Here is an 18,753-nt window from a genome sequence, read left to right as displayed (position 1 = left end):
CCTGACCGAACCGCAGGATCACCCGATGATCACTCGGGCGATCGTGCCGACGCGGCCTCGGCGGCGGCCTGCGGGGCGGGGGCGACGCATCGCGGGGCCGGCTCGCCATCCTGAGGGGAGGGCCGGGCTTCCCGCGGTCAGGGCCCGGCGTCCTGCGGGGAGGGCTCGTCCGGGCCCCCGGCGGCGAGCGCGGTGACCGCGTCGAGCATCCCGGGAACGGCGAACAGCCCGGCGAGGTCCCGTACCAGGCGCCCGGCCGGCCCCTGCGGGCGCTCGTCGGCGAAGAAGGAGGCGAGCTCGGCGGCGAGCTCCGGCTCACGGGCGGCGGTCAGGACGAGCGCCGCCACGAACTCCTGCACCAGGTGCAGTTGCAGCTCCTCCAGTGGCACCGAGCGCTCGACCAGCCACTCCAGCGAGGTGATCTCGGCGTTGGCGATCCACGCCCGGACCGTCAACCGCAGTCCGGGACTGGACGACGGGAGCGCGAGATGGGCCAGGATCTGCTCCTGGGCCGCCCGGCGCACCTCGTCGATCACGGCCGACGTACCCGCGCTGGCCGCCACCGAGCCGCCCCGCAGCAGCGCGGCGAAGCCCGGCCCGTGGCTCTGCACGAAGTCCAGGTAGCGGCCCATCACCCGGTACAGCCGCTCCGACAGCGGCCCCTCCATGGGCTCCTCGAAACGGGCCGACAGCTCCTGCCCGGCCCGCCGCAGCGACTCCTCGTACAGCGCCTGCTTGCCGGGGAAGTAGTGGTACACCAGCGGCCGGGAGGCGCCCGCGGCGGCGGCGATGTCGTCGATCGACACCTCCTCCGGCGGGCGCCGGCTGAACAGCTCCAGCGCCACGGCGATCAGCTGCTCCCGTCGTTCGTCCACGCTCAGCCGCCGGCGCGGCCGCTCGACCGGCGCGGCCCGGTCGGGTGCGGAGGTCCGTGCTGCGCGGTCGGCCGTCGGGGGCGGCGTGCGGGAGGGCATGCGCGCCACCCTATCCGGCGGGGCTCCGGGGGCCTACGGCGTCCGGGCCCGTGCGTCCGGGGGCGTACGGCGTCGGGGTCGGTGCGTCCGGAGGCGGGGGCCTACGCGCTCCGGAGCTCCAGGTAGCGGCGGTAGGCCTCGATGCCGTCGGGGACGAAGGTGTCCCGGGTGAGGCGGTCGGCGAGTTCTTCGGGGGTGAGCCAGGCGTGCCAGGCGACCTCGGACTCCTGCGGCGCGACCGGGCCCGCCCAGTCGGCCTCGTACGTGTCGCACCACCAGGTGAGCCGGCCGCCGTCGGGCTCCCGGAAGAGGAACTTGAACAGCGGGCGCGGGGTGATGCCCCGGACGCCGAGCTCCTCCTCGGCCTCGCGGACGGCGGCGTCGGCGTAGCTCTCGCCGGAGCCGACCACGCCGCCGACGAACATGTCGTACGCGCCGGGGGCGAACAGCTTGGTGTCGGTGCGGCGGTGGACGAAGATCCGTCCGGCCGGGTCGCGGACCAGGACGAAGACGCAGCGGTGGGTCAGGCCGCGCCGGTAGACCTCGCCGCGCAGGGCGGTCCCGATCACCCGGTCGTGCTCGTCGACGATGTCCAGCAGTTCTTCGGCGGGGTCGGTCATGACGGACAGGTTAGGGTTACCGGGCTCGGTTCGAACGGATTTCCACGACTTTCGAACGCGGGTGAACCAGGACGGTCAGGACGGTCGAGGGCGGCAGGGGCGGGCTGTGGTGGAGATCTGGGGTGAGGCGGCCGAGGGGTTCGAGCCCGTCCGGGCGGCCTTCGCGCGGAACTTCGCCGAGTACGGCGAACTCGGCGCGGCCTTCGCGCTGTACGTGCGCGGCCGCAAGGTGGTCGACCTGTGGGGCGGCGACGCCCGGCCCGAGGTCGGCGGGCGGCCCGCGCCCGCGGTGGCGTGGACGGCGGACACCGCGCAGGTAATGCGCTCGGTCACCAAGGGGCTGACCGCGGCCACCGCGCTGCTCGCCGTCGAACGCGGCCTGCTCGACCTGGACGCGCCGGTGGCCTCGTACTGGCCGGAGTTCGCCGCGGCCGGCAAGGGCGGGGTGCCGGTGCGCTGGCTGCTCTCGCACGAGGTCGGGGTGCCCGTGCTGGACGTGCCGCTGCGGCTGGAGGACGTGCTGACCTGGGAGCGTGCGGCTGCTGCCGTTGCCGCGCAGGCGCCCGCCTGGGAGCCGGGGACGGCGCACGGCTACCACCCGTACACCTTCGGCTGGTCGGTCGGCGAGGTGGTGCGGCGGGTGACCGGTCGGACGGTCGGACAGTACTTCGCCGAGGAGATCGCCCGGCCGCTCGGACTCGACCTGTGGATCGGGCTGCCGGCCGGAGCCGCGCCGAGAGTCGGCAAGCTGGTCGACCTGCCCGCCCCGGAGGCGGCCCGGACCGGCCCGAGCGGGCTGCGGCTGCGGCCCAAGCAGTCCGTCCGGGACGCCTACCAGGATCCGTCCTCGCTGACCGCACGGGCCTTCGCCTCGGTGCGCACCACCGTGGACCTCAACGACCCGGCGGTGCAGGCCGCCGAGATCCCCGGGGCCGGCGGCATCGGCACCGCCCGGTCGCTTGCCCGGTTCTACGCGGCGCTGATCGGCGCGGCCGACCGCCAGGACGGCTCGGGCGCGCTGCTGCCGCCGCTGCTCGGGCCCGAGGTGCTGGCCCGCGCGGTCGGGCCGGCGGTGAGCGGCCCGGACCGGGTGCTGATCGTCAACTCCACCTTCGGCCTGGGCTTCTGGCGGCACGGCCCGACCGCGCCGATGGCCTCCCCGGCGAGCTTCGGGCACCCGGGGCGGGGCGGTTCGCTGGGCTTCGCCGACCCGGAGCTGGGCCTGGGCTTCGGCTACGTCACCAACGGCATGCAGCCGGGCGTGACCGGGGACGTCCGCTCGCGGAACCTGATCCGCGCGGTGCGGGAGTGCCTGGGGCTGTCCTGAGCCGGGCGCCGCGGGGCGTCACGCCTGGCCGGTCTCGAAGCGGCTGACCTTCCCGCCGTCGAGGGTGAAGCGCCAGACGGTGCGCATCTCGCCCCAGGTGTCGTTGGTGAAGTTGGCGACCAGTGCCCGGCCGCCGTCCGACTCGCTCTGGACGTCCATCCGGCCGTGGACGGTGAAGATCTCGCGGTCGATCCACTCGGCCGGATCCCGGTCGGAGCCGTCGTCGGACATGGTCGCGCCGTCGGCGAGCAGGCTGACGAAGGACTGGCGGTCGCCCGCGTTGATCGCGGTGACGAGGTCGCGGACGACGGGGTCGCTGAGCTTGGCGGTGGCGATGGTCATGCGGGACTCCCGGTGACGGGTGAGGGCTCGGGGAGTCCTGTCTACGGCGTTGGCGGGGGTCGTCCGGGCATGTCGGCGGCGCGTCGGGAAAATGGCGGGATTCATGTGCTTGGATCACGAACCAGGCGATTTGTCCGCATGCCCGCCGCGGGGAGTGGCGGTGGGGCGGGAGACCGGATCCGGTCTCCCGCCCCACATCTCCGCCGAAGGCGTGGAAGTGGTGCGCCACGGTGTCCTCGTCCGGCCGGGGGGCGCCCTCGTGCCGGTTGCCCGGCGCGGCTGGGGTCCGTGCGTCCGGCCGGTACGGAGGGTGCCTGGTCCGGCCGTCCCTGCGGGCGCGGCGGTATCGCGGGCACGGCCGTCCTCGCGGGCGTGGCGGCATCGCCGGCCGGCTGCCCCGGTCGGTGCGCCCGTCGGCCGGGGCGGGTGTCAGACCGCGTGGTAACGGCCGGTGCGGGCCTCCCAGTTGAGGTAGCCGGCCAGCCAGGTGACCAGTCCGTCCGCGTACCGCTGGGCGATCGCGCGTTCGATCCTGGACAGGCCCAACTCGCGGTAGACGTCGGGGAGCCGGCCGTGCAGTTCGGCGCAGCGTTCGACCATCAGCTGGGCCTCCGCGATGACCGCCGCGCAGGCCTCTTCGGCAGAGCAGCGGCGCTCGCGCTGGACGATCATGACCAGGTTGTTGACGTCGCCCCGCGGCGCCTCCAGCGGGTAGGACTGCACGTCGTTGCTGAGTGACGGTATGTCCGCCGCCAGCTGGCGGAGTTGGCGCAGCACCGGGTGGTGCAGGACGGCGGCGGGCACCTCGAACTGGCCGAGTCGCTCGACCATGTCGAAGATGGTCTCCATCGCCGCGGTTCCCCGTCTGAGTTCGAGGTAGCCGTCCCGGTCCGGGGGGCGGGTGGAGATCCGGCCGGCCGCCTCGGCCGGGTGGCTGGCGAGGTAGTACTCCCAGTTGTACGCGGCGCGCGCCTGCCAGCGCGCGGGCATGCCGTGCACGCTGCGGTTCCACAGGTCGGCGAAGGCCGTCTCGACGGCGGAGTCCTGGTCGGGGCGGGCACCGTGCAGCACGGCGATCAGCCGCTCGCAGATCGGGGCGACCTCGGAGGGGCTGCGGCCGAGCGGGCCGTCGAACTGGTCGTCGAAGAGGAAGTAGAAGCCCATCAGGTCGGCGGCCAGGGCGAGTTCGTCCGGGCCGGCGTCAGGGTAGCCCAGCGCGGCGAGGTCCACCACTTCCCAGTGTGCGTAGCCGGGGTGGTCGGCGTCGGGGAGCAGGGGGTGGCGGATCAGCCAGTCGCGGTGCAGTGCGGTGGCGTACGGGCCGTGCGGACTGCGGCGGTGCGGGAACGGAATCTGAAGTGAGCTGTCGTCAGACATCGGACTCCCGGTGCAGCGAAGGGTGGGGGCGCTTGTGTTCGAGCAGTGGTCGTGGGGGAGTTGACGTGGCGGTGCGAAGATGGTGAGGGTGTGTCAGGCAAGATCATCCGCGCCCCGAGGGCCGTAGGGTATCGGATGTAATGATCGGACGTTAGAGATATAGGGCAATTGCCCTTGGCAACCGGTCCGAACCCTCGCCGCCCGTCCCAGCCAGCACGAATGCCGCACGCCGAGGCCCACGCAGCGCTAACCTCGGCTCCACGCAGTGATGGAGCTGTGACGCGATCGGGCGAGGCGGAGGCGCGACGGTGACCGAGCAGAAGAACGAACTCCGGGCGGGAGCTGGTTCCGGCCGGGACGGCGAGGGTGCCGCGGCCCGGGTCCGGCTGCGTGACCGTGACGCCGAACTGCGGTCGGTGGAGGCCGCCGTCGACCGGCTCTGCCGCGAATTCGCCGCCGGTGGCACCGAGATCGGCGACCTGCTCGCATTCTCCGGCCGCCCGGGCATCGGCAAGACCAGCCTGCTGCACGAGGTCCGGCGGATCGCCAAGCTCCGCGAAGGTGCGACCGTGCTGTTCGCCCGAGGCGGCGAACGGCAGTTCAAGGAGCCGTACCACGTGCTGCGCCAACTCCTCCAGCCCGTGCTCAGCGACCTGAAGCCGGACGAGTTCCGCCAGGTCATGGGCACCTGGGAGGAGGTCGTCGGACCGGCCATGGGCCTCAAGCAGCCCCGGGCCGGCGCCCGCCGCCTCGACCCGCAGGGCGTGCGCGACGGCCTCGACTACGTGCTCACCCAGCTCGCGCCGCGCCGCGCGCCGATGGTGATGATCGTCGACGACCTGCACTGGGCGGACGGGGAATCCCTCTCCTGGCTCACCAAGTTCGCCGTCCGCTCCGGTGAACTGCCCGTCCTGCTCGTCTTCGCCTTCCGCGAGGACAAGAACGACTGGCCGACCCCGAACCAGGAACTCCGCCGCGACGTCCTCGCCCTCAAGGGCCGCCGGCACGAACTCAACCGCCTCAACCTGAACTCCGTCACCGACATGATCCGCGCCGAACTCGGCGACAAGGCCGAGGACGCCTTCTGCTACGAGTTCTGGAACGTCGTCAACGGCAACCCCTTCGAGGCCGTCGCCCTGCTCGACCAGGTCCGCGACCAGGAGCTCGAACCGGTCGAGGAGAACTCCCGCCAACTGCGCGAACTCGCCGTCGACGCCACCGGCATGACCCTCAAGAGCTGGCTGGACCGGCTCGGCGCCGCCACCCTGCGCTTCGCCTGGGCCTGCGCCATGCTCGGCACCGACATCCGGGTCGACCTCGCCACCCGCATCTCCACCCAGAGCACCGAGGGAGCCCGCGACTCCATCAAACAGCTGCGCAAGCAGCGCGTGCTCACCCAGTCGCCCAACGGCAACCTGGAGTTCGTCCACCCGCTGATCGCCAGCTCCATCTACAACACCATGCCGGACGCCACCCGACTCGGCATGCACGGCATCGCCGCCGCCGAGATCGAGAACGCCGGACTCGGCCTGCTCGCCGCCTCCCGCCACCTGGTCGAGACCCACTCCGGCGAGGGCGACGACCGGATCGTCAAGAAACTGCGCCGCGCCGCCGTCGAACACCAGCTGATCGGCGCCCCCGAAGCCGCCCAGCGCTGCCTGCACCGAGCGCTCAACGAACCGCCCGCCGACGAGATCAAGGCCGAGGTGATGTACGAGCTCGGCTGCTCCGCACTGCTCACCGACCCCGGCGCCACCGTCAACCAGCTCAAGCTCGCCCTCGACCCCGACGAGGGGCCGCTGCGCCCCGAACTGCGGGTGGACGCCACCTTCCGGCTGTCCGAGGTGCTCGCCCACAGCGGCGAACTGCGCCAGGCCGCCCTGGTCTGCCAGGACGAGGCCGTGGTGACCGACGACCCGGCCGGGCGGCAGCGGCTCCAGGCCGCCTCGTTCATGTGGCACGCCTTCCGCAAGTCCGAGGAGGACGGCCCCGGCCGCTCCGCCCGGCTCGGGGAGATGTGCCGCAGCCTGACCGGCCGCGAGGCCGCGGACCGGGCCGTGCTCGTCATGCGGGCCTGGGACCTCACCCTGCGCGGCGAGCCCTCCACCGAGGCGCTCGCGCTGGCCGACGAGGTCCTGGAAGGCGGCCGGCTGCCCAAGGGCCTCGGCTGGACGGACACCACCTGGGGCTTCGAACTGCCCTCGATGCTCGGCCTCACGTACATCTACAACGACCGCGTCGCCCAGGCCGAGCGGCTGGCCGCGGACGCCATCATCCAGTTCGAGCTGGCCGGTTGGAGCGGTGCCCACCGGGGCTTCGCGTACTTCCTGATGGGGCTGGCCCGGTTCCGCCGCGGCCTGCTCGCCGAGGCGGAGGACTTCCTCCGCCGGGCTCACCGCATCTCCGAGCGGATCGGGAAGAAGCTGCCGCTGGCCTGGGACGCCGTCGGCGTGCTGGTGGACACCCTGATCGCCCGCGGCCGGGTCGAGGAGGCCTGGGAGCTCGCCAACGACTTCGGCTTCCACCCGCCGTACCACGCCACCGCGATGGTGCTGCCGGACGCGGCCTCGCTGTACGGCAAGCTGCTGATCGCCAAGGGCCGGCACGCGGGAGCGGCGGCGGCGCTCACCGAGGCCGGCTCCCAGCTGGAGGTCCGCGGCTGGCGCAACACCGTCTGGGCGCCCTGGGCCGGTCACCTCGCCGTCGCGATCGCGGACGACGAGCCGGAACGGTCGCGCGACTACGCCCAGAAGGCCGTCCGGGACGCGCGCGCCTTCGGCACCGCCTCGGCGATCGGCAGCGCGCTGCGGCTGCAGGCGCGGATCGAGGACGGGCAGCAGGCGGTCGAGCTGCTGGAGCAGGCCGTGATGCACCTCGGGCAGTCCCCGGCCGGCTACGAGCACGCCGCCGCCTTGGTCGACCTCGGGGCCGCGCTGCGCCGGGTCGGACGGCTGGAGGACGCCCAGGAGCACCTGTACCAGGGCATCGAACTGGCCCAGCACTGCTCGGCGGAGGGCTTGGTCGACCAGGCGCGGCGGGAGTTGGCCAACTACGGCCTGCGGCCCAACCGGCTGGGGCTGCGCGACGTCCAGGACACGCTGGAGACGCTCAGCAGGCCGGAGTGGGACGTCGCCAAGCGGGCCGTGCAGGGCGTGCCGCCGCAGCGGATCGCGGAGGAGCTCGGGGTGCACATCAGCCTGGTCAACCGGCGGCTGGCAGCGGTATACCGCAAGGCGGGCAGCGGGCCGGACGGGCTGGCCTCGGCGCTCGGACTGGGGGCGCAGCAGCGGGAGGCCACCCGGCCGGAGGAGGAGCAGGGGGAGCAGGAGTAGGCGGCGCCGCCCGGGGGCGGCCGTGCGGCGTCGCGTACGGCGGTGGCGGGGTGTCCGTGCCGGTCCCGGGGTTCGACGGCCGGTTGCCCCGTACGGGCGGCTGTCGCGCACCGGCGGCGCGCGCGGGTGTGGAAGCGCCCCCCGTCACCCCCGCCGTCGCTAGGCTGACGGACACGGGGCTGCCGCGGCGAGCCCTCGACGGACCAGGAACCGGGCGGTCGCGGTGCGCCGCCGACGCCAGTGAGGAGCAGGCCATGGCGAGCGAGGCCACCAGCGTGCGGCACGAACCCCTCGACCGCTCGGGCGCGGGCGCCGCGATCGGGCGCTGGACGCTGACGGCGGGCCCGTACGAGGCGAGCGTGCTCACCCTCGGCGCCACCCTGCACACCCTGAGCGCTCCGGACCGCTCCGGGCGCTCCGCGCAACTGCTGCTGTCCACCGACGAGTTGGCCCAGATCCTCGGGCCGGCACGGCACTACGGCACCGTGGTGGGCCGGTACGCCAACCGGATCGACCGCTCGTCGGTCACCATCGACGGCGAGGAGCACCAGCTCGCCGGCACCGGCGGTGGCATGACCATCCACGGCGGCCCGGACGGCTTCGCGCACCGGATGTGGACGGCGGAGCCGGTCGAGGGCGGAGTGCGGCTGCGGCTGCACAGCCCCGACGGGGACCAGGGCTTCCCGGGCGCGCTGGACGTCACCGTCACGTACACGCTGGACGCCGACGGCGAACTGGTGATCGCCTACCGGGCCGTCACCGGCAAACCGACCGTCGTCAACCTGACCAACCACGCCTATGTCAACCTCGCGGGTGAAGGCAACGGCGACGTCCTCGGCCACCTGCTCACCCTCGACGCCGACGAGTACACCCCGGCTGACGAGCGGCAGATCCCGTACGGGCGGACCGAACCGGTGGCGGGCACGCCGTTCGACTTCACGGTGGCCACGCCGATCGGCAAGTCGGTGCACGACCCGCACCCGCAGCTGGCCGGGCCCGGCGGCTACGACCACAACTGGGTGCTGCGCCCCCGGCCGGCGGACGGCACTCCGGCGCGGGCGGCGCTGCTGGAGGACCCGGTCAGCGGCCGCACCCTGGAGGTGCTGACCACCGAGCCGGGCATCCAGGTCTACACGGCGAACAAGTTCCAGGGCGCGGTCACCGGCGCGAGCGGAGTCCCGTACGGGCCGTTCGCCGGGGTCGCGCTGGAGACCCAGCACTTCCCGGACTCCCCGCACCACCCGGCGTTCCCGAGCACGGTGCTGCGGCCGGGGGAGGAGTTCCGCTCGACGACCGTGCTGCGGCTGGGGACGGACCGGTAGGTCACGGCCTCGCGCCGTGGTCGGCGGGGCCCGGCCCGGGCCGACCCGTCACGGCCGGAGGTCCCGGCGCATGCAGAGCCGGGGCCAGCGGTCCAGGCCGTGCTCGGCCTCCCGGCGGCGGATCTCGCGCAGGCCCGGGGTGAGTTCGTCGTCGGCCAGCGGGCGGAAGCCGCAGCGCGCGTAGTAGGGCGCGTTCCAGGGGACGGCGGCGAAGGTGGTGAGGGTGAGCGCGGGCGCGTCGGTGGTGCCGGCGAGGTGCTCGATCAGCGCCCGGCCGATGCCGCGGCGCGCGTGGTCGGGGTGGACGGAGACCTGTTCGATGTGCAGCGCGCCGTCCACCGGTTCGGCCAGCAGGTAGGCGGCGAGCGCTCCGCCCGGGCACTCGGCGACCAGGGCGACGCCCCGGTCCGAATAGTGGGCCAGCTGCTCCGGCGTCGGGGGTTCGTCCTCGGCGATCTCCGGCATGCCGATCGCGGCGAAGGGCGCCCCGGCGGCCCGTTCCAGCTCGGCGAGAAGCGGGAGTTCGTCCCCGGTGACGGCTCTGATTCGCATGCGTCCAGTCTGCGGCAGGAGGCTCCCGGCCACGCAGGGTGGTCGGACGGCCGCCCGGGGGCCGGAGTGAATCGGGCGAACCGGGGCAATCGGCGCCGGATCAACTACCGGGTGGCAACGCCCAGGACACGCGGATGTAACGATCCCCGTTTCTTGCAGAAACTTGCTGCAAGGACTTTCCGTCGATCTTTCACCGCTGTTAACTTCCTTCCCGAGCCCGACGGCAGCAACGGTGCGGTCGGCACGAGGCAGCCATTATGCGCCTGTCTCCGAACATCTCGGGCACCCCCACCCTCCCAAGGAGTTCTCATGCGGCGTGGCATCGCGGCCTCTGCCCTCGTTGTGGCCCTCGCGGTCTCGATGGCTGCCTGTGGCAGCAGCGGCTCCAGCTCGGACGGCAAGGCCGACGGGCCGGTCACCCTCACGTACTGGGACACTTCGAACGCCACCAACGAGGCGCCGAACTACCAGGAGCTCGTCAAGAAGTTCGAGGCCGCCAACCCGAACGTCAAGGTCGACTTCGTCAACGTGCCGTTCGACCAGGCGCAGAACAAGCTCCAGACCGCCATGGGGGCCAAGGGCGCTCCGGACGTGTTCCGCTCCGAGGTCGGCTGGACCGCCGCCTTCGCCAAGGCCGGCTACCTGGAGCCGCTCGACGGCACCCCGGCCGCCGCCGACACCTCCGCCTTCCAGCCGAGCCTGATCCAGCAGGCCAAGTACGAGGGCAAGCTGTACGGCGTCCCGCTGGTGACCGACACCCTCGGCCTGCTCTACAACAAGGAGCTGTTCACCAAGGCCGGCATCACCGAGGCCCCGAAGACCTGGGACGAGCTGAAGGCCGACGCCGCCGCCGTCAAGGAGAAGGCCGGCGTGGACGGCTTCTGGCTGAAGGCCGCCGACGGCTACTACGCGATGCCGTTCCTGTTCGGCGAGGGCACCGACACCGTCGACGCCGCCGGCAAGAAGATCACCATCACCTCGCCGGAGGCCGTCAAGGCCGTCGACACCTACAAGACGATGTTCACCTCGCCCGGCACCGCCAAGGCCGACGTGACCACCGACGCCTACGCCCACATGATGGACGCCTTCAACAGCGGCAAGGTCGCGGCGATCATCCAGGGCCCCTGGGAGATCACCAACATCTACAAGGGCTCGGCCTTCGCCGACAAGACCAACCTCGGCATCGCCGCCGTCCCCGCCGGCTCGGCCGGCAAGGCGGGCGCCCCCACCGGCGGTCACAACATCTCCGTCTACGCCGGCGCGGACAAGGCCCACAAGGCCGCCGCCGAGAAGTTCGCCGCCTTCATGACCTCGGCCGAGAGCCAGGCGTTCATCGCGCAGAAGAACTCCACCCTGCCGACCCGCTCCGACGCCTTCACCGCCGACGTCAAGGCCGACCCCGGCATCGCCGGCTTCCAGAGCATCCTGAACAGCGCCAAGCCGCGCCCCGAACTGCCCGAGTACAGCTCGCTGTTCGCCTCGCTCGGCACCAACCTGGGCAAGGCCACCCAGGGCACCGGCACCCAGGACGCGCTGAACACCGTCGCCACCGACTACGCCAAGCTCCTGCCGGGCTTCGCCAAGTAGTCCCCGGGCCCGGCCTGCCGGCCGACGGATGACGGCGAACGACCACAGCGAACGGATCCCATCAGCTGTCAGTCGTCCGCCGTCGTCCGTCACCCCGGCGGCCGGGCCGTTCGGCTCCCCCGAGGACTCCCCGGAGCCCGAGAACCCCCCCGAGAAGGTGCAAACGATGTCAGTCGCCGTGCAGGGCGCCACCGGCAAGGGCAGCCGGGAGCGCGAGCAGCGTCCGAGTCTCCTGGAACGCGTCAAGCGCTCCTACGCCAAGCACTGGTACGCCTACGCGATGATCGCCCCGGTCGTGCTGGTGCTCGGCGTGCTGGTGCTCTACCCGCTCGTCGAGGGCGTCTGGCTCACCCTCACCGACGCCAACAGCCTCAACGTCGCCCGCACGATCGGCGTCAACGAGATCCCGTCCAGCTACGGATTCGTCGGCTTCCACAACTACGCCGACATCCTCTGGGGCCCCGGTTCGTACGACCGCTTCTGGTCGCACTTCGTCTGGACCATCGCCTGGACGGCGATCTGCGTCTTCCTGCACTACACCCTCGGCCTCGGCCTCGCCCTGCTGCTCAACAAGAAGCTGCGCGGGCGCGCCGCCTACCGGATGCTGCTCATCCTGCCCTGGGCCGTGCCCACCTTCGTCACCGTCTTCTCCTGGCGCCTGATGCTCTCCGACGGCGGCGTCGTCAACACCATCCTCTCCACCCTGCACCTGCCCGAGCCCGGCTGGCTCACCGATCCGTGGGCGCAGAAGGCGGCCGCGATCCTCGTCAACACCTGGGCCGGCGTGCCGTTCATGATGATCTCGCTGCTCGGCGGCCTGCAGTCGATCCCGGCCGAGCTGTACGAGGCCGCCGAGATGGACGGCGCCACGCCCTGGCAGCGTTTCCGCCACGTCACCATGCCGGGGCTGCGCTCCGTCTCCTCCACCGTCGTACTGCTCGGTGTGATCTGGACGTTCAACCAGTTCAACGTGATCTTCCTGCTCTTCGGCACCGGCGCGCCCGACGCCCAGCTGCTGGTCACCTGGGCCTACCGCCTCGGCTTCGGCCAGATCCCCCGGGACTACGCGCAGTCCGCCGCCTACGGCGTGATCCTGCTGTCCATCCTGATCGTCTTCACCGCCTTCTACCGGCGCTGGCTCGCCCGCAACGAGCAGGCCAACGGCTGAGGCCCCGGACCCAGTTGACCCACGAAGGCAGGTAACCCCGATGAGCACCACCACCGAACGCCCGGCCCCCGCGGTGAGCGCCGCCCCGACCGTCCGGCCGGCCAAGACCCGCCGACGCGGCGAGAGCAGCCCGCTGGCCCGGGCGCTGTCCCACGGCACCCTGATCGTGGCCGGCCTGATCGCGCTGTTCCCGGTCGCGTGGATCCTCTTCGTCTCGCTCGGGCCGGACAAGACCGACTACCTCCACCCCGGCCACATCCTCGACAAGCTCACGCTGTCGAACTACCAGCACGTGCTGTCCGACACCGACTTCTTCACCTGGTTCGGCAACGCCCTGCTGGTCTCCGGCGTCACCACCGTCTTCGGCGTACTGGTCGCCGCCACCACCGGCTACGCCGTCTCCCGGATGAAGTTCCCCGGGCACAAGCCGCTGATGTGGTCGCTGCTCGTCACCCAGATGTTCCCCATCGCGGTGCTCATCGTGCCGATGTACACGATGCTCTCCGAACTCGGCCTGCTGGACAGCTACACCGGCCTGATCCTGGTCTACTCGACCACCACCGTGCCGTACTGCGCCTGGCTGCTGAAGGGCTACTTCGACACCATCCCGGTCGAGATCGACGAAGCCGGCCGGGTCGACGGGCTCAGCCCGTTCGGCACCTTCTGGCGGCTGGTGCTCCCGCTCGCCCGTCCGGGCCTGGCGGTCGCCGCCTTCTACTCGTTCCTCACCTACTGGGCCGAGGTGCCGTTCGCCTCGACGTTCATGCTCAGCTCCGACAAGTACACGCTGGCTGTCGGCCTGCAGACCTTCGTGAGCGAGCACGACGCGCAGTGGAACCTGATGGCCGCCACCGCCGTGCTGATCGCGATCCCGTCCGCGGCCTTCTTCTACCTGGTACAGCGCCACCTGGTCACCGGCCTCACCGCCGGTGCCTCCAAGTCGTGACGCCTGACGCGGAACGCCACGCGCGCAACGCTCCCCGCTCCTCCGATCCCCGAGGGATACCGTCCATGACCCAGAACCTGGCCGACACCTCCCGGCCTGCCGCCGACACCGCTCACGAGGCGAACGTCAGCGCGTCCAGAGGCTGGTGGCGGGACGCGGTCATCTACCAGGTGTACCCGCGCAGCTTCGCCGACTCCAACGGCGACGGCATGGGCGACCTTCCCGGAATCCGCAGCCGCCTGCCCTACCTCCGCGATCTCGGCGTGGACGCCGTCTGGCTCTCCCCGTTCTACGCCTCGCCGCAGGCGGACGCCGGCTACGACGTCGCCGACTACCGCGCGGTGGACCCGATGTTCGGCACGCTGCTCGACGCCGACGCCCTCATCCGCGACGCCCACGAACTGGGCCTGCGGATCATCGTCGACCTCGTCCCCAACCACTCCTCGGACCAGCACGAGTGGTTCCAGCGCGCCCTGCGGGAGGGCCCCGCCTCCCCGCTGCGCGACCGCTACCACTTCCGCCCCGGCAAGGGCGAGAAGGGCGAACTGCCGCCCAACGACTGGGAGTCCATCTTCGGCGGCCCCGCCTGGACCCGCACCGAGAACCCGGACGGCACCCCCGGCGACTGGTACCTGCACCTGTTCGCCCCCGAGCAGCCCGACTTCAACTGGGAGAACCAGGCCGTCGCCGACGAGTTCCGCTCGATCCTGCGGTTCTGGCTCGACATGGGTGTCGACGGCTTCCGCATCGACGTCGCCCACGGCATGGTCAAGGCCCCCGGCCTGCCCGACCTCGGCGGCGCCGACCAGCTCAAGCTGCTCGGCAACGACGTCATGCCGTTCTTCGACCAGGACGGCGTGCACGAGATCTACCGCAGCTGGCGCAAGATCCTCGACGAGTACCCGGGCCAGCGGATCGGCGTCGCCGAGGCCTGGACCCCGACCGTCCAGCGCACCGCCAACTACGTCCGCCCCGACGAACTGCACCAAGCCTTCAACTTCCAGTACCTGGGCACCGACTGGGACGCCGCGGCGCTGCGCGAGGTGATCGACCTCTCGCTGGACTCGATGCGCCCCGTCGACGCCCCCACCACCTGGGTGCTGTCCAACCACGACGTCACCCGGCACGCCACCCGCTTCGCCAACCCGCCTGGCCTCGGCACCCAGATCCGCACCCCCGGCGACCGCGCACTCGGCCTGCGCCGCGCCCGCGCCGCGAGTCTGCTGATGCTCGCCCTGCCCGGCTCCGCCTACGTCTACCAGGGCGAGGAGCTCGGCCTGCCCGACGTCACCGACCTGCCCGACGAGGTGCGCCAGGACCCGTCGTTCTTCCGCCAGGCCGGACAGGACGGCTACCGCGACGGCTGCCGCGTCCCGATCCCGTGGTCCGGCACCGAAGCCCCGTACGGCTTCGGACCGACGGCCGGCGGCCCGTCCTGGCTGCCGCAGCCGGCCGAGTGGGCCGAACTCAGCGTCGAGGCGCAGACCGGCGACCCGACCTCCACCCTGGAGCTGTACCGCAGCGCGCTGGCCGTCCGCCGCGCCCACGCCGACCTCGGCGCCGGAACGGAGGTCGAGTGGCTGGACGGACCCGAAGGCACCCTGATGTTCCGCCGCGGCTCCTTCGTCTGCACCGCGAACACCACCGGCGAGCCGGTGCGGATCGCGGCCCCCGGCACCCTGCTGCTCGCCTCGACCGACCTCGTGGTGGACGGCGGCGAGACGGTCCTCGCACCGGACAGCACCGGCTGGTGGGCGGTCTGACGTGGTTGCAATAGGCTCTGGGACCGTGACTACGGCGCGACTATCAGACATCGCGGCGCAGGCGGGGGTCAGCGAAGCCACCGTCTCCCGCGTACTCAACGGCAAGGCGAACGTCTCGGCCGCCACCCGGCAGACCGTGCTGGCGGCACTCGACGTGCTCGGGTACGAGCGGCCGACCCGGCTGCGCCAGCGCAGCGCCGGGCTGATCGGGCTGATCACACCGGAGTTGAGCAACCCGATCTTCCCCGCCCTGGCCCAGGTGATCGAGCAGGCGCTCAGCCGGCACGGCTACACCCCCGTGCTCTGCACCCAAACGCCGGGCGGATCCACCGAGGACGAACTGGTGGAGATGCTCGTCGACCGGGGCGTGGCGGGCATCGTCTTCGTCTCCGGACTGCACGCCGACACCACCGCCGACCACGACCGCTACGCCCGGCTCGCCGGGCGCGGGGTGCCGTTCGTCCTGATCAACGGCTTCAGCGACCGGATCGACGCGCCGTTCATCTCGCCGGACGACCGGGCCGCGATGTGGATGGCCGTCCAGCACCTGGCCGAACTCGGCCACGAGCGGATCGGGTTGGCCGTGGGGCAGCGCCGGTACGTGCCGGTGCTGCGCAAGATCGAGGGCTTCACGGCGGCGATGCGCGAGGTGTTCGGGCGCAGCCAGGAGGAGGCCGAAAGCCTCGTCCACCACACGCTGTTCAGTGTGGAGGGCGGCCACGCGGCCGCGGGCGCGCTGCTCGACAAGGGCTGCACGGCGATCGTCTGCGGGAGCGACATGATGGCGCTCGGGGCGATCAGGGCGGTGCGCCGGCGCGGGCTGTCGGTGCCGCACGACGTGTCGGTGGTCGGGTTCGACGACTCGCCGCTGATCGCTTTCACCGAGCCGCCGTTGACCACGATCCGGCAGCCGGTCGAGGCGATGGCCACGGCGGCGGTGGACGCGCTGCTGGAGGAGGTCGGCGGGAACGCCGCCCAGCGCGGCGAGTTCATGTTCCAGCCGGAGCTGGTGATGCGCGGGTCCACCGGAGCCTGCGCGCGCTGAGCGGCGGGCCTGAGAGCCGGTCGGACGACGGACGGGCGCCAACGGAGGGGCCCCGGAGAGCAGTTGCTCTCCGGGGCCCCTCGCCGTTCGCTGGGTGGGGCGTTGTGGGCGGGCCCTCGTGGGGGCGTCCCGGGTCAGCCGTCCTGGGCGGTCGGGTGGTCGGTGGTGAGGCGTCGGCCGTCGGCCGGGTCACCGGTGCGGGACTCGGTGCGGCGGCCGCGGGCCAGGTAGTCGCGCAGGACCAGCTCGACGGCGTCCTGCGGGTTCTTGGTACCGGAGAGCATCATCGCGTCGATCGCGAGGTTCGCGTCGAGCGTGACGGTGACCTGGGGCATGTGCTCCTCCTCGGGTGCGGAGCAGCAGCATGCCCGCCGGATCGGGGTTTCACCACCGGGATGCGCCGGAACCCCCGGGGAGGAGCGACCAGACTCTCCCCGGGGGTGGCGGGCGGTCAGCGGTGGGCCGACAGCCGTGCGGTGTTCTCAGACCCGGCCGGCGAAGTCCGGGGCCCAGTTGGCGATGGTCTGCTCGCGGACGCCCGCGCTCGGGTTGGCGGCCTCGACGTACTTGCCGCCGCCGACGTAGATGGCGACGTGGTAGACGCCGGAGTCCTGGCCGTTGTTGGACCAGAACAGCAGGTCGCCCGGCTGCAGGCTGTCCAGCGAGACGTGGGTGCTGGCGGCGGCCTGGTCGGCGGCGACGCGCGGGACGGAGATGCCCGCGGCGCGCAGCGCGGCCTGGGTCAGGCCGGAGCAGTCCCAGCCGCCGTTGCCGGTGCCACCGTAGACGTAGGCCTGGCCGACCTTCGACTCGGCGAAGGAGACCGCGGCGGCCATGCTGCCGGTGGCGGCCGGGGCCTGGGTCTGCGCCGGGGCGGCGGGCTTGGCGGCCGGGGCCTGGGTCTGCGCGGTCGGCTGGGCGTTCACGGCACCGCCGTTCGCGGACTGGCCGGACTTCTGCGAGCGGTTGAACCAGGTGAAGTCGGAACCGGACTTGGCCGAGGCGGACTGGTCGGCCGCGGCGGACGGCTGGGCCTGGCCGCGGTCGCCGAAGTGCAGGTGCTGGCCCGGGTAGATGGTGTCCGGGCCCTCGGTCAGGGTGCTGCGGTTGAGCTCGTAGAGCCGCTGCCAGCCGCCCTGGACGTTGTTCTTGTCGGCGATCGAGGACAGCCAGTCGCCCGCCGCGACGGTGTAGTCGTCGTCCTGGGCCTGCTGCTGGCGCTTCTGGGCCCAGTTGCCGGAGGTGGAGCCGGTGGCGGCCTGAGCGTCGTCCTGAGCGGGCGCGGCGGGCGCGGCGGGCTTGGCCGGCGTGGCGGCCGGGGCGGCGGCCGAGGTGTCGACGGCGGCCGGGGCGCCGCCCTTGGTCAGGCCGGCCTGGATCGAGCAGACGGGCCAGGCGCCCGGGCCCTGCGAGGCGAGGACCTTCTCGGCGACGGCGATCTGCTGGTCCTTGGTGGCCTGGTTGGCCTGCGGGGCGTAGGCGGTGCCACCGAAGGCGGCCCAGGTGCTGGAGGTGAACTGGAGGCCGCCGTAGAAGCCGTTGCCGGTGTTGATGCTCCAGTTGCCGCCGCTCTCGCACTGGGCGACCTTGTCCCAGGTGGCGACGGAGGCGGCGGAGGCGGTGCCGGAGACGAGGCAGGGGACGGTGAGGCCGATGCCCGCGACGCCGATGGCGGCGATCACGCGGCGGGTACGGCCGGACAGACGGGTGCCGTTGGTGGGCAGCATGAAGTCGTGGTCCTCTCCCACGCCTGCGAGGTGAGCTGTCGGATTCGGGCTGGAGTTGCCCGGCCGCGCTGAGCGCGGCTTCACCCCTAGCCCTGAACCGTTCCGGAGAACGGCCCGGGGCGACTTACCTGTGGGTCCCCCGCTCCTGCCGTGGTGCGTTTTCGCGCTGCCAGAACATCCGACGGCAGGACTCGGCGTCGCGGATGGACCGGGTTCGTGGGATCACGAACGGGGAGCACGTTAAGCAGACTTAAGTTCAAACTGCAAACACCTGTGACGCTCATCACGGTTTGGAGATAACTGCCAAAACTGGCGCTCTTCATGATCGCAAATGATCGTTTATTGGCAATCTGGTTGCGGACGTGCACAACTGTCTCTGCCTCAGGAGGGGCGTGACGGTGTGTCGAAGCGCGGAGCGGCGCACTGCCCGAATCGGGGGAGGAGGCGCGATTCGAGCGCCGGACAGGGTGTGGAGCAATTACTTGCAAATAGCTCCAGATCGGACATTCCACTTCATGGGCGGCTTAACTCCCGTACGCCACAGGAGCGGCAAAACGAAAGGGCCCGGAACGGAAGGCGGTTTTTAGTGGTCGTTGCAACACGTGGTCGGTTGTCTAGGCCGCGAGGAGTTTAGCCAGACGCTCGGCTGGGGTTTCCCAGCCGAGCGTCTT

Annotated in this window: 15 protein-coding genes and 1 riboswitch; of the genes, 8 read left to right on the top strand and 7 right to left on the bottom strand. The window is 72.0% G+C overall.

All coding sequences use genetic code 11. From position 1 onward, the window contains the following. Positions 1 to 137 precede the first annotated feature (137 nt). Together IF30_RS0127450 and IF30_RS0127445 are read right to left on the bottom strand one after the other, a co-directional pair. The gene (locus tag IF30_RS0127450; protein ID WP_030243395.1) at positions 138 to 881 is read right to left on the bottom strand and encodes a TetR/AcrR family transcriptional regulator; all 744 of its coding nucleotides are present in this window, start codon (positions 879 to 881) and stop codon (positions 138 to 140) included. Positions 882 to 1,075: 194 nt separating this feature from the next. Next, the gene (locus IF30_RS0127445; protein ID WP_030243393.1) at positions 1,076 to 1,594 is read right to left on the bottom strand and encodes an NUDIX hydrolase; all 519 of its coding nucleotides are present in this window, start codon (positions 1,592 to 1,594) and stop codon (positions 1,076 to 1,078) included. 106 nt (positions 1,595 to 1,700) lie between these two features. Here IF30_RS0127445 and IF30_RS0127440 point away from each other — a divergent pair, with 106 nt between their 5' ends. After that, positions 1,701 to 2,921, top strand: coding sequence for a serine hydrolase domain-containing protein (locus IF30_RS0127440; protein WP_030243392.1), 1,221 nt, complete (start codon positions 1,701 to 1,703; stop codon positions 2,919 to 2,921). Positions 2,922 to 2,939: 18 nt separating this feature from the next. On the opposite strand, the gene IF30_RS0127435 is transcribed toward IF30_RS0127440, so the two are convergent. Together IF30_RS0127435 and IF30_RS0127430 are read right to left on the bottom strand one after the other, a co-directional pair. Then, positions 2,940 to 3,263 (bottom strand): hypothetical protein, encoded by a 324-nt coding sequence (locus IF30_RS0127435; RefSeq protein ID WP_030243390.1) that lies wholly within the window; start codon positions 3,261 to 3,263, stop codon positions 2,940 to 2,942. A 429-nt stretch (positions 3,264 to 3,692) separates the two neighbouring features. Beyond that, complete coding sequence (locus tag IF30_RS0127430; RefSeq protein WP_051711311.1) at positions 3,693 to 4,640, bottom strand: terpene synthase family protein; 948 nt, start codon at positions 4,638 to 4,640, stop codon at positions 3,693 to 3,695. Positions 4,641 to 4,948: 308 nt separating this feature from the next. Between IF30_RS0127430 and IF30_RS0127425 the strand changes: the two genes are divergently transcribed. Together IF30_RS0127425 and IF30_RS0127420 are read left to right on the top strand one after the other, a co-directional pair. After that, on the top strand, positions 4,949 to 7,972 hold the full coding sequence (locus IF30_RS0127425) for an ATP-binding protein (RefSeq protein ID WP_051711309.1): 3,024 nt from the start codon (positions 4,949 to 4,951) through the stop codon (positions 7,970 to 7,972). A 254-nt stretch (positions 7,973 to 8,226) separates the two neighbouring features. Beyond that, positions 8,227 to 9,294 (top strand): aldose epimerase family protein, encoded by a 1,068-nt coding sequence (locus IF30_RS0127420; RefSeq protein ID WP_037901395.1) that lies wholly within the window; start codon positions 8,227 to 8,229, stop codon positions 9,292 to 9,294. A gap of 48 nt (positions 9,295 to 9,342) precedes the next feature. On the opposite strand, the gene IF30_RS0127415 is transcribed toward IF30_RS0127420, so the two are convergent. Continuing rightward, positions 9,343 to 9,846 carry a GNAT family N-acetyltransferase gene (locus IF30_RS0127415; protein WP_030243383.1) on the bottom strand — a complete coding sequence of 168 codons (504 nt, stop codon included), beginning with the start codon at positions 9,844 to 9,846 and terminating at the stop codon, positions 9,343 to 9,345. Positions 9,847 to 10,155: 309 nt separating this feature from the next. Here IF30_RS0127415 and IF30_RS0127410 point away from each other — a divergent pair, with 309 nt between their 5' ends. From IF30_RS0127410 to IF30_RS0127390, 5 genes are all read left to right on the top strand, one after another. Then, entirely contained in the window at positions 10,156 to 11,433 is a 1,278-nt protein-coding gene (locus IF30_RS0127410) for an extracellular solute-binding protein (protein ID WP_030243381.1), read from the top strand. A 166-nt stretch (positions 11,434 to 11,599) separates the two neighbouring features. After that, positions 11,600 to 12,601: a carbohydrate ABC transporter permease gene (locus tag IF30_RS0127405; RefSeq protein ID WP_030243380.1), complete on the top strand. Its 1,002-nt coding sequence runs from the start codon at positions 11,600 to 11,602 to the stop codon at positions 12,599 to 12,601. Positions 12,602 to 12,641: 40 nt separating this feature from the next. Beyond that, a complete protein-coding gene (locus IF30_RS0127400; RefSeq protein WP_030243378.1) occupies positions 12,642 to 13,547 on the top strand; it encodes a sugar ABC transporter permease in 906 nt (301 codons plus the stop codon). A gap of 65 nt (positions 13,548 to 13,612) precedes the next feature. Beyond that, the gene (locus IF30_RS0127395) at positions 13,613 to 15,310 is read left to right on the top strand and encodes a glycoside hydrolase family 13 protein (RefSeq protein ID WP_030243376.1); all 1,698 of its coding nucleotides are present in this window, start codon (positions 13,613 to 13,615) and stop codon (positions 15,308 to 15,310) included. 25 nt (positions 15,311 to 15,335) lie between these two features. Next, on the top strand, positions 15,336 to 16,355 hold the full coding sequence (locus IF30_RS0127390) for a LacI family DNA-binding transcriptional regulator (RefSeq protein WP_199807934.1): 1,020 nt from the start codon (positions 15,336 to 15,338) through the stop codon (positions 16,353 to 16,355). 134 nt (positions 16,356 to 16,489) lie between these two features. On the opposite strand, the gene IF30_RS0127385 is transcribed toward IF30_RS0127390, so the two are convergent. Next, complete coding sequence (locus IF30_RS0127385) at positions 16,490 to 16,690, bottom strand: DUF2191 domain-containing protein (RefSeq protein WP_030243373.1); 201 nt, start codon at positions 16,688 to 16,690, stop codon at positions 16,490 to 16,492. A 147-nt stretch (positions 16,691 to 16,837) separates the two neighbouring features. After that, positions 16,838 to 18,103 carry a transglycosylase family protein gene (locus IF30_RS49670; RefSeq protein WP_063752797.1) on the bottom strand — a complete coding sequence of 422 codons (1,266 nt, stop codon included), beginning with the start codon at positions 18,101 to 18,103 and terminating at the stop codon, positions 16,838 to 16,840. Further along, positions 18,090 to 18,258, bottom strand: a riboswitch (cyclic di-AMP (ydaO/yuaA leader). Its footprint overlaps the gene before it by 14 nt. Between the last annotated feature and the right edge of the window lie 495 nt (positions 18,259 to 18,753).

Source organism: Streptomyces sp. NRRL S-350 (assembly GCF_000719705.1).
GTDB lineage: Bacteria > Actinomycetota > Actinomycetes > Streptomycetales > Streptomycetaceae > Kitasatospora.
Note: the sequence above shows the minus strand (reverse complement) of the source record. Positions and strands in the feature narration are given on the sequence as shown.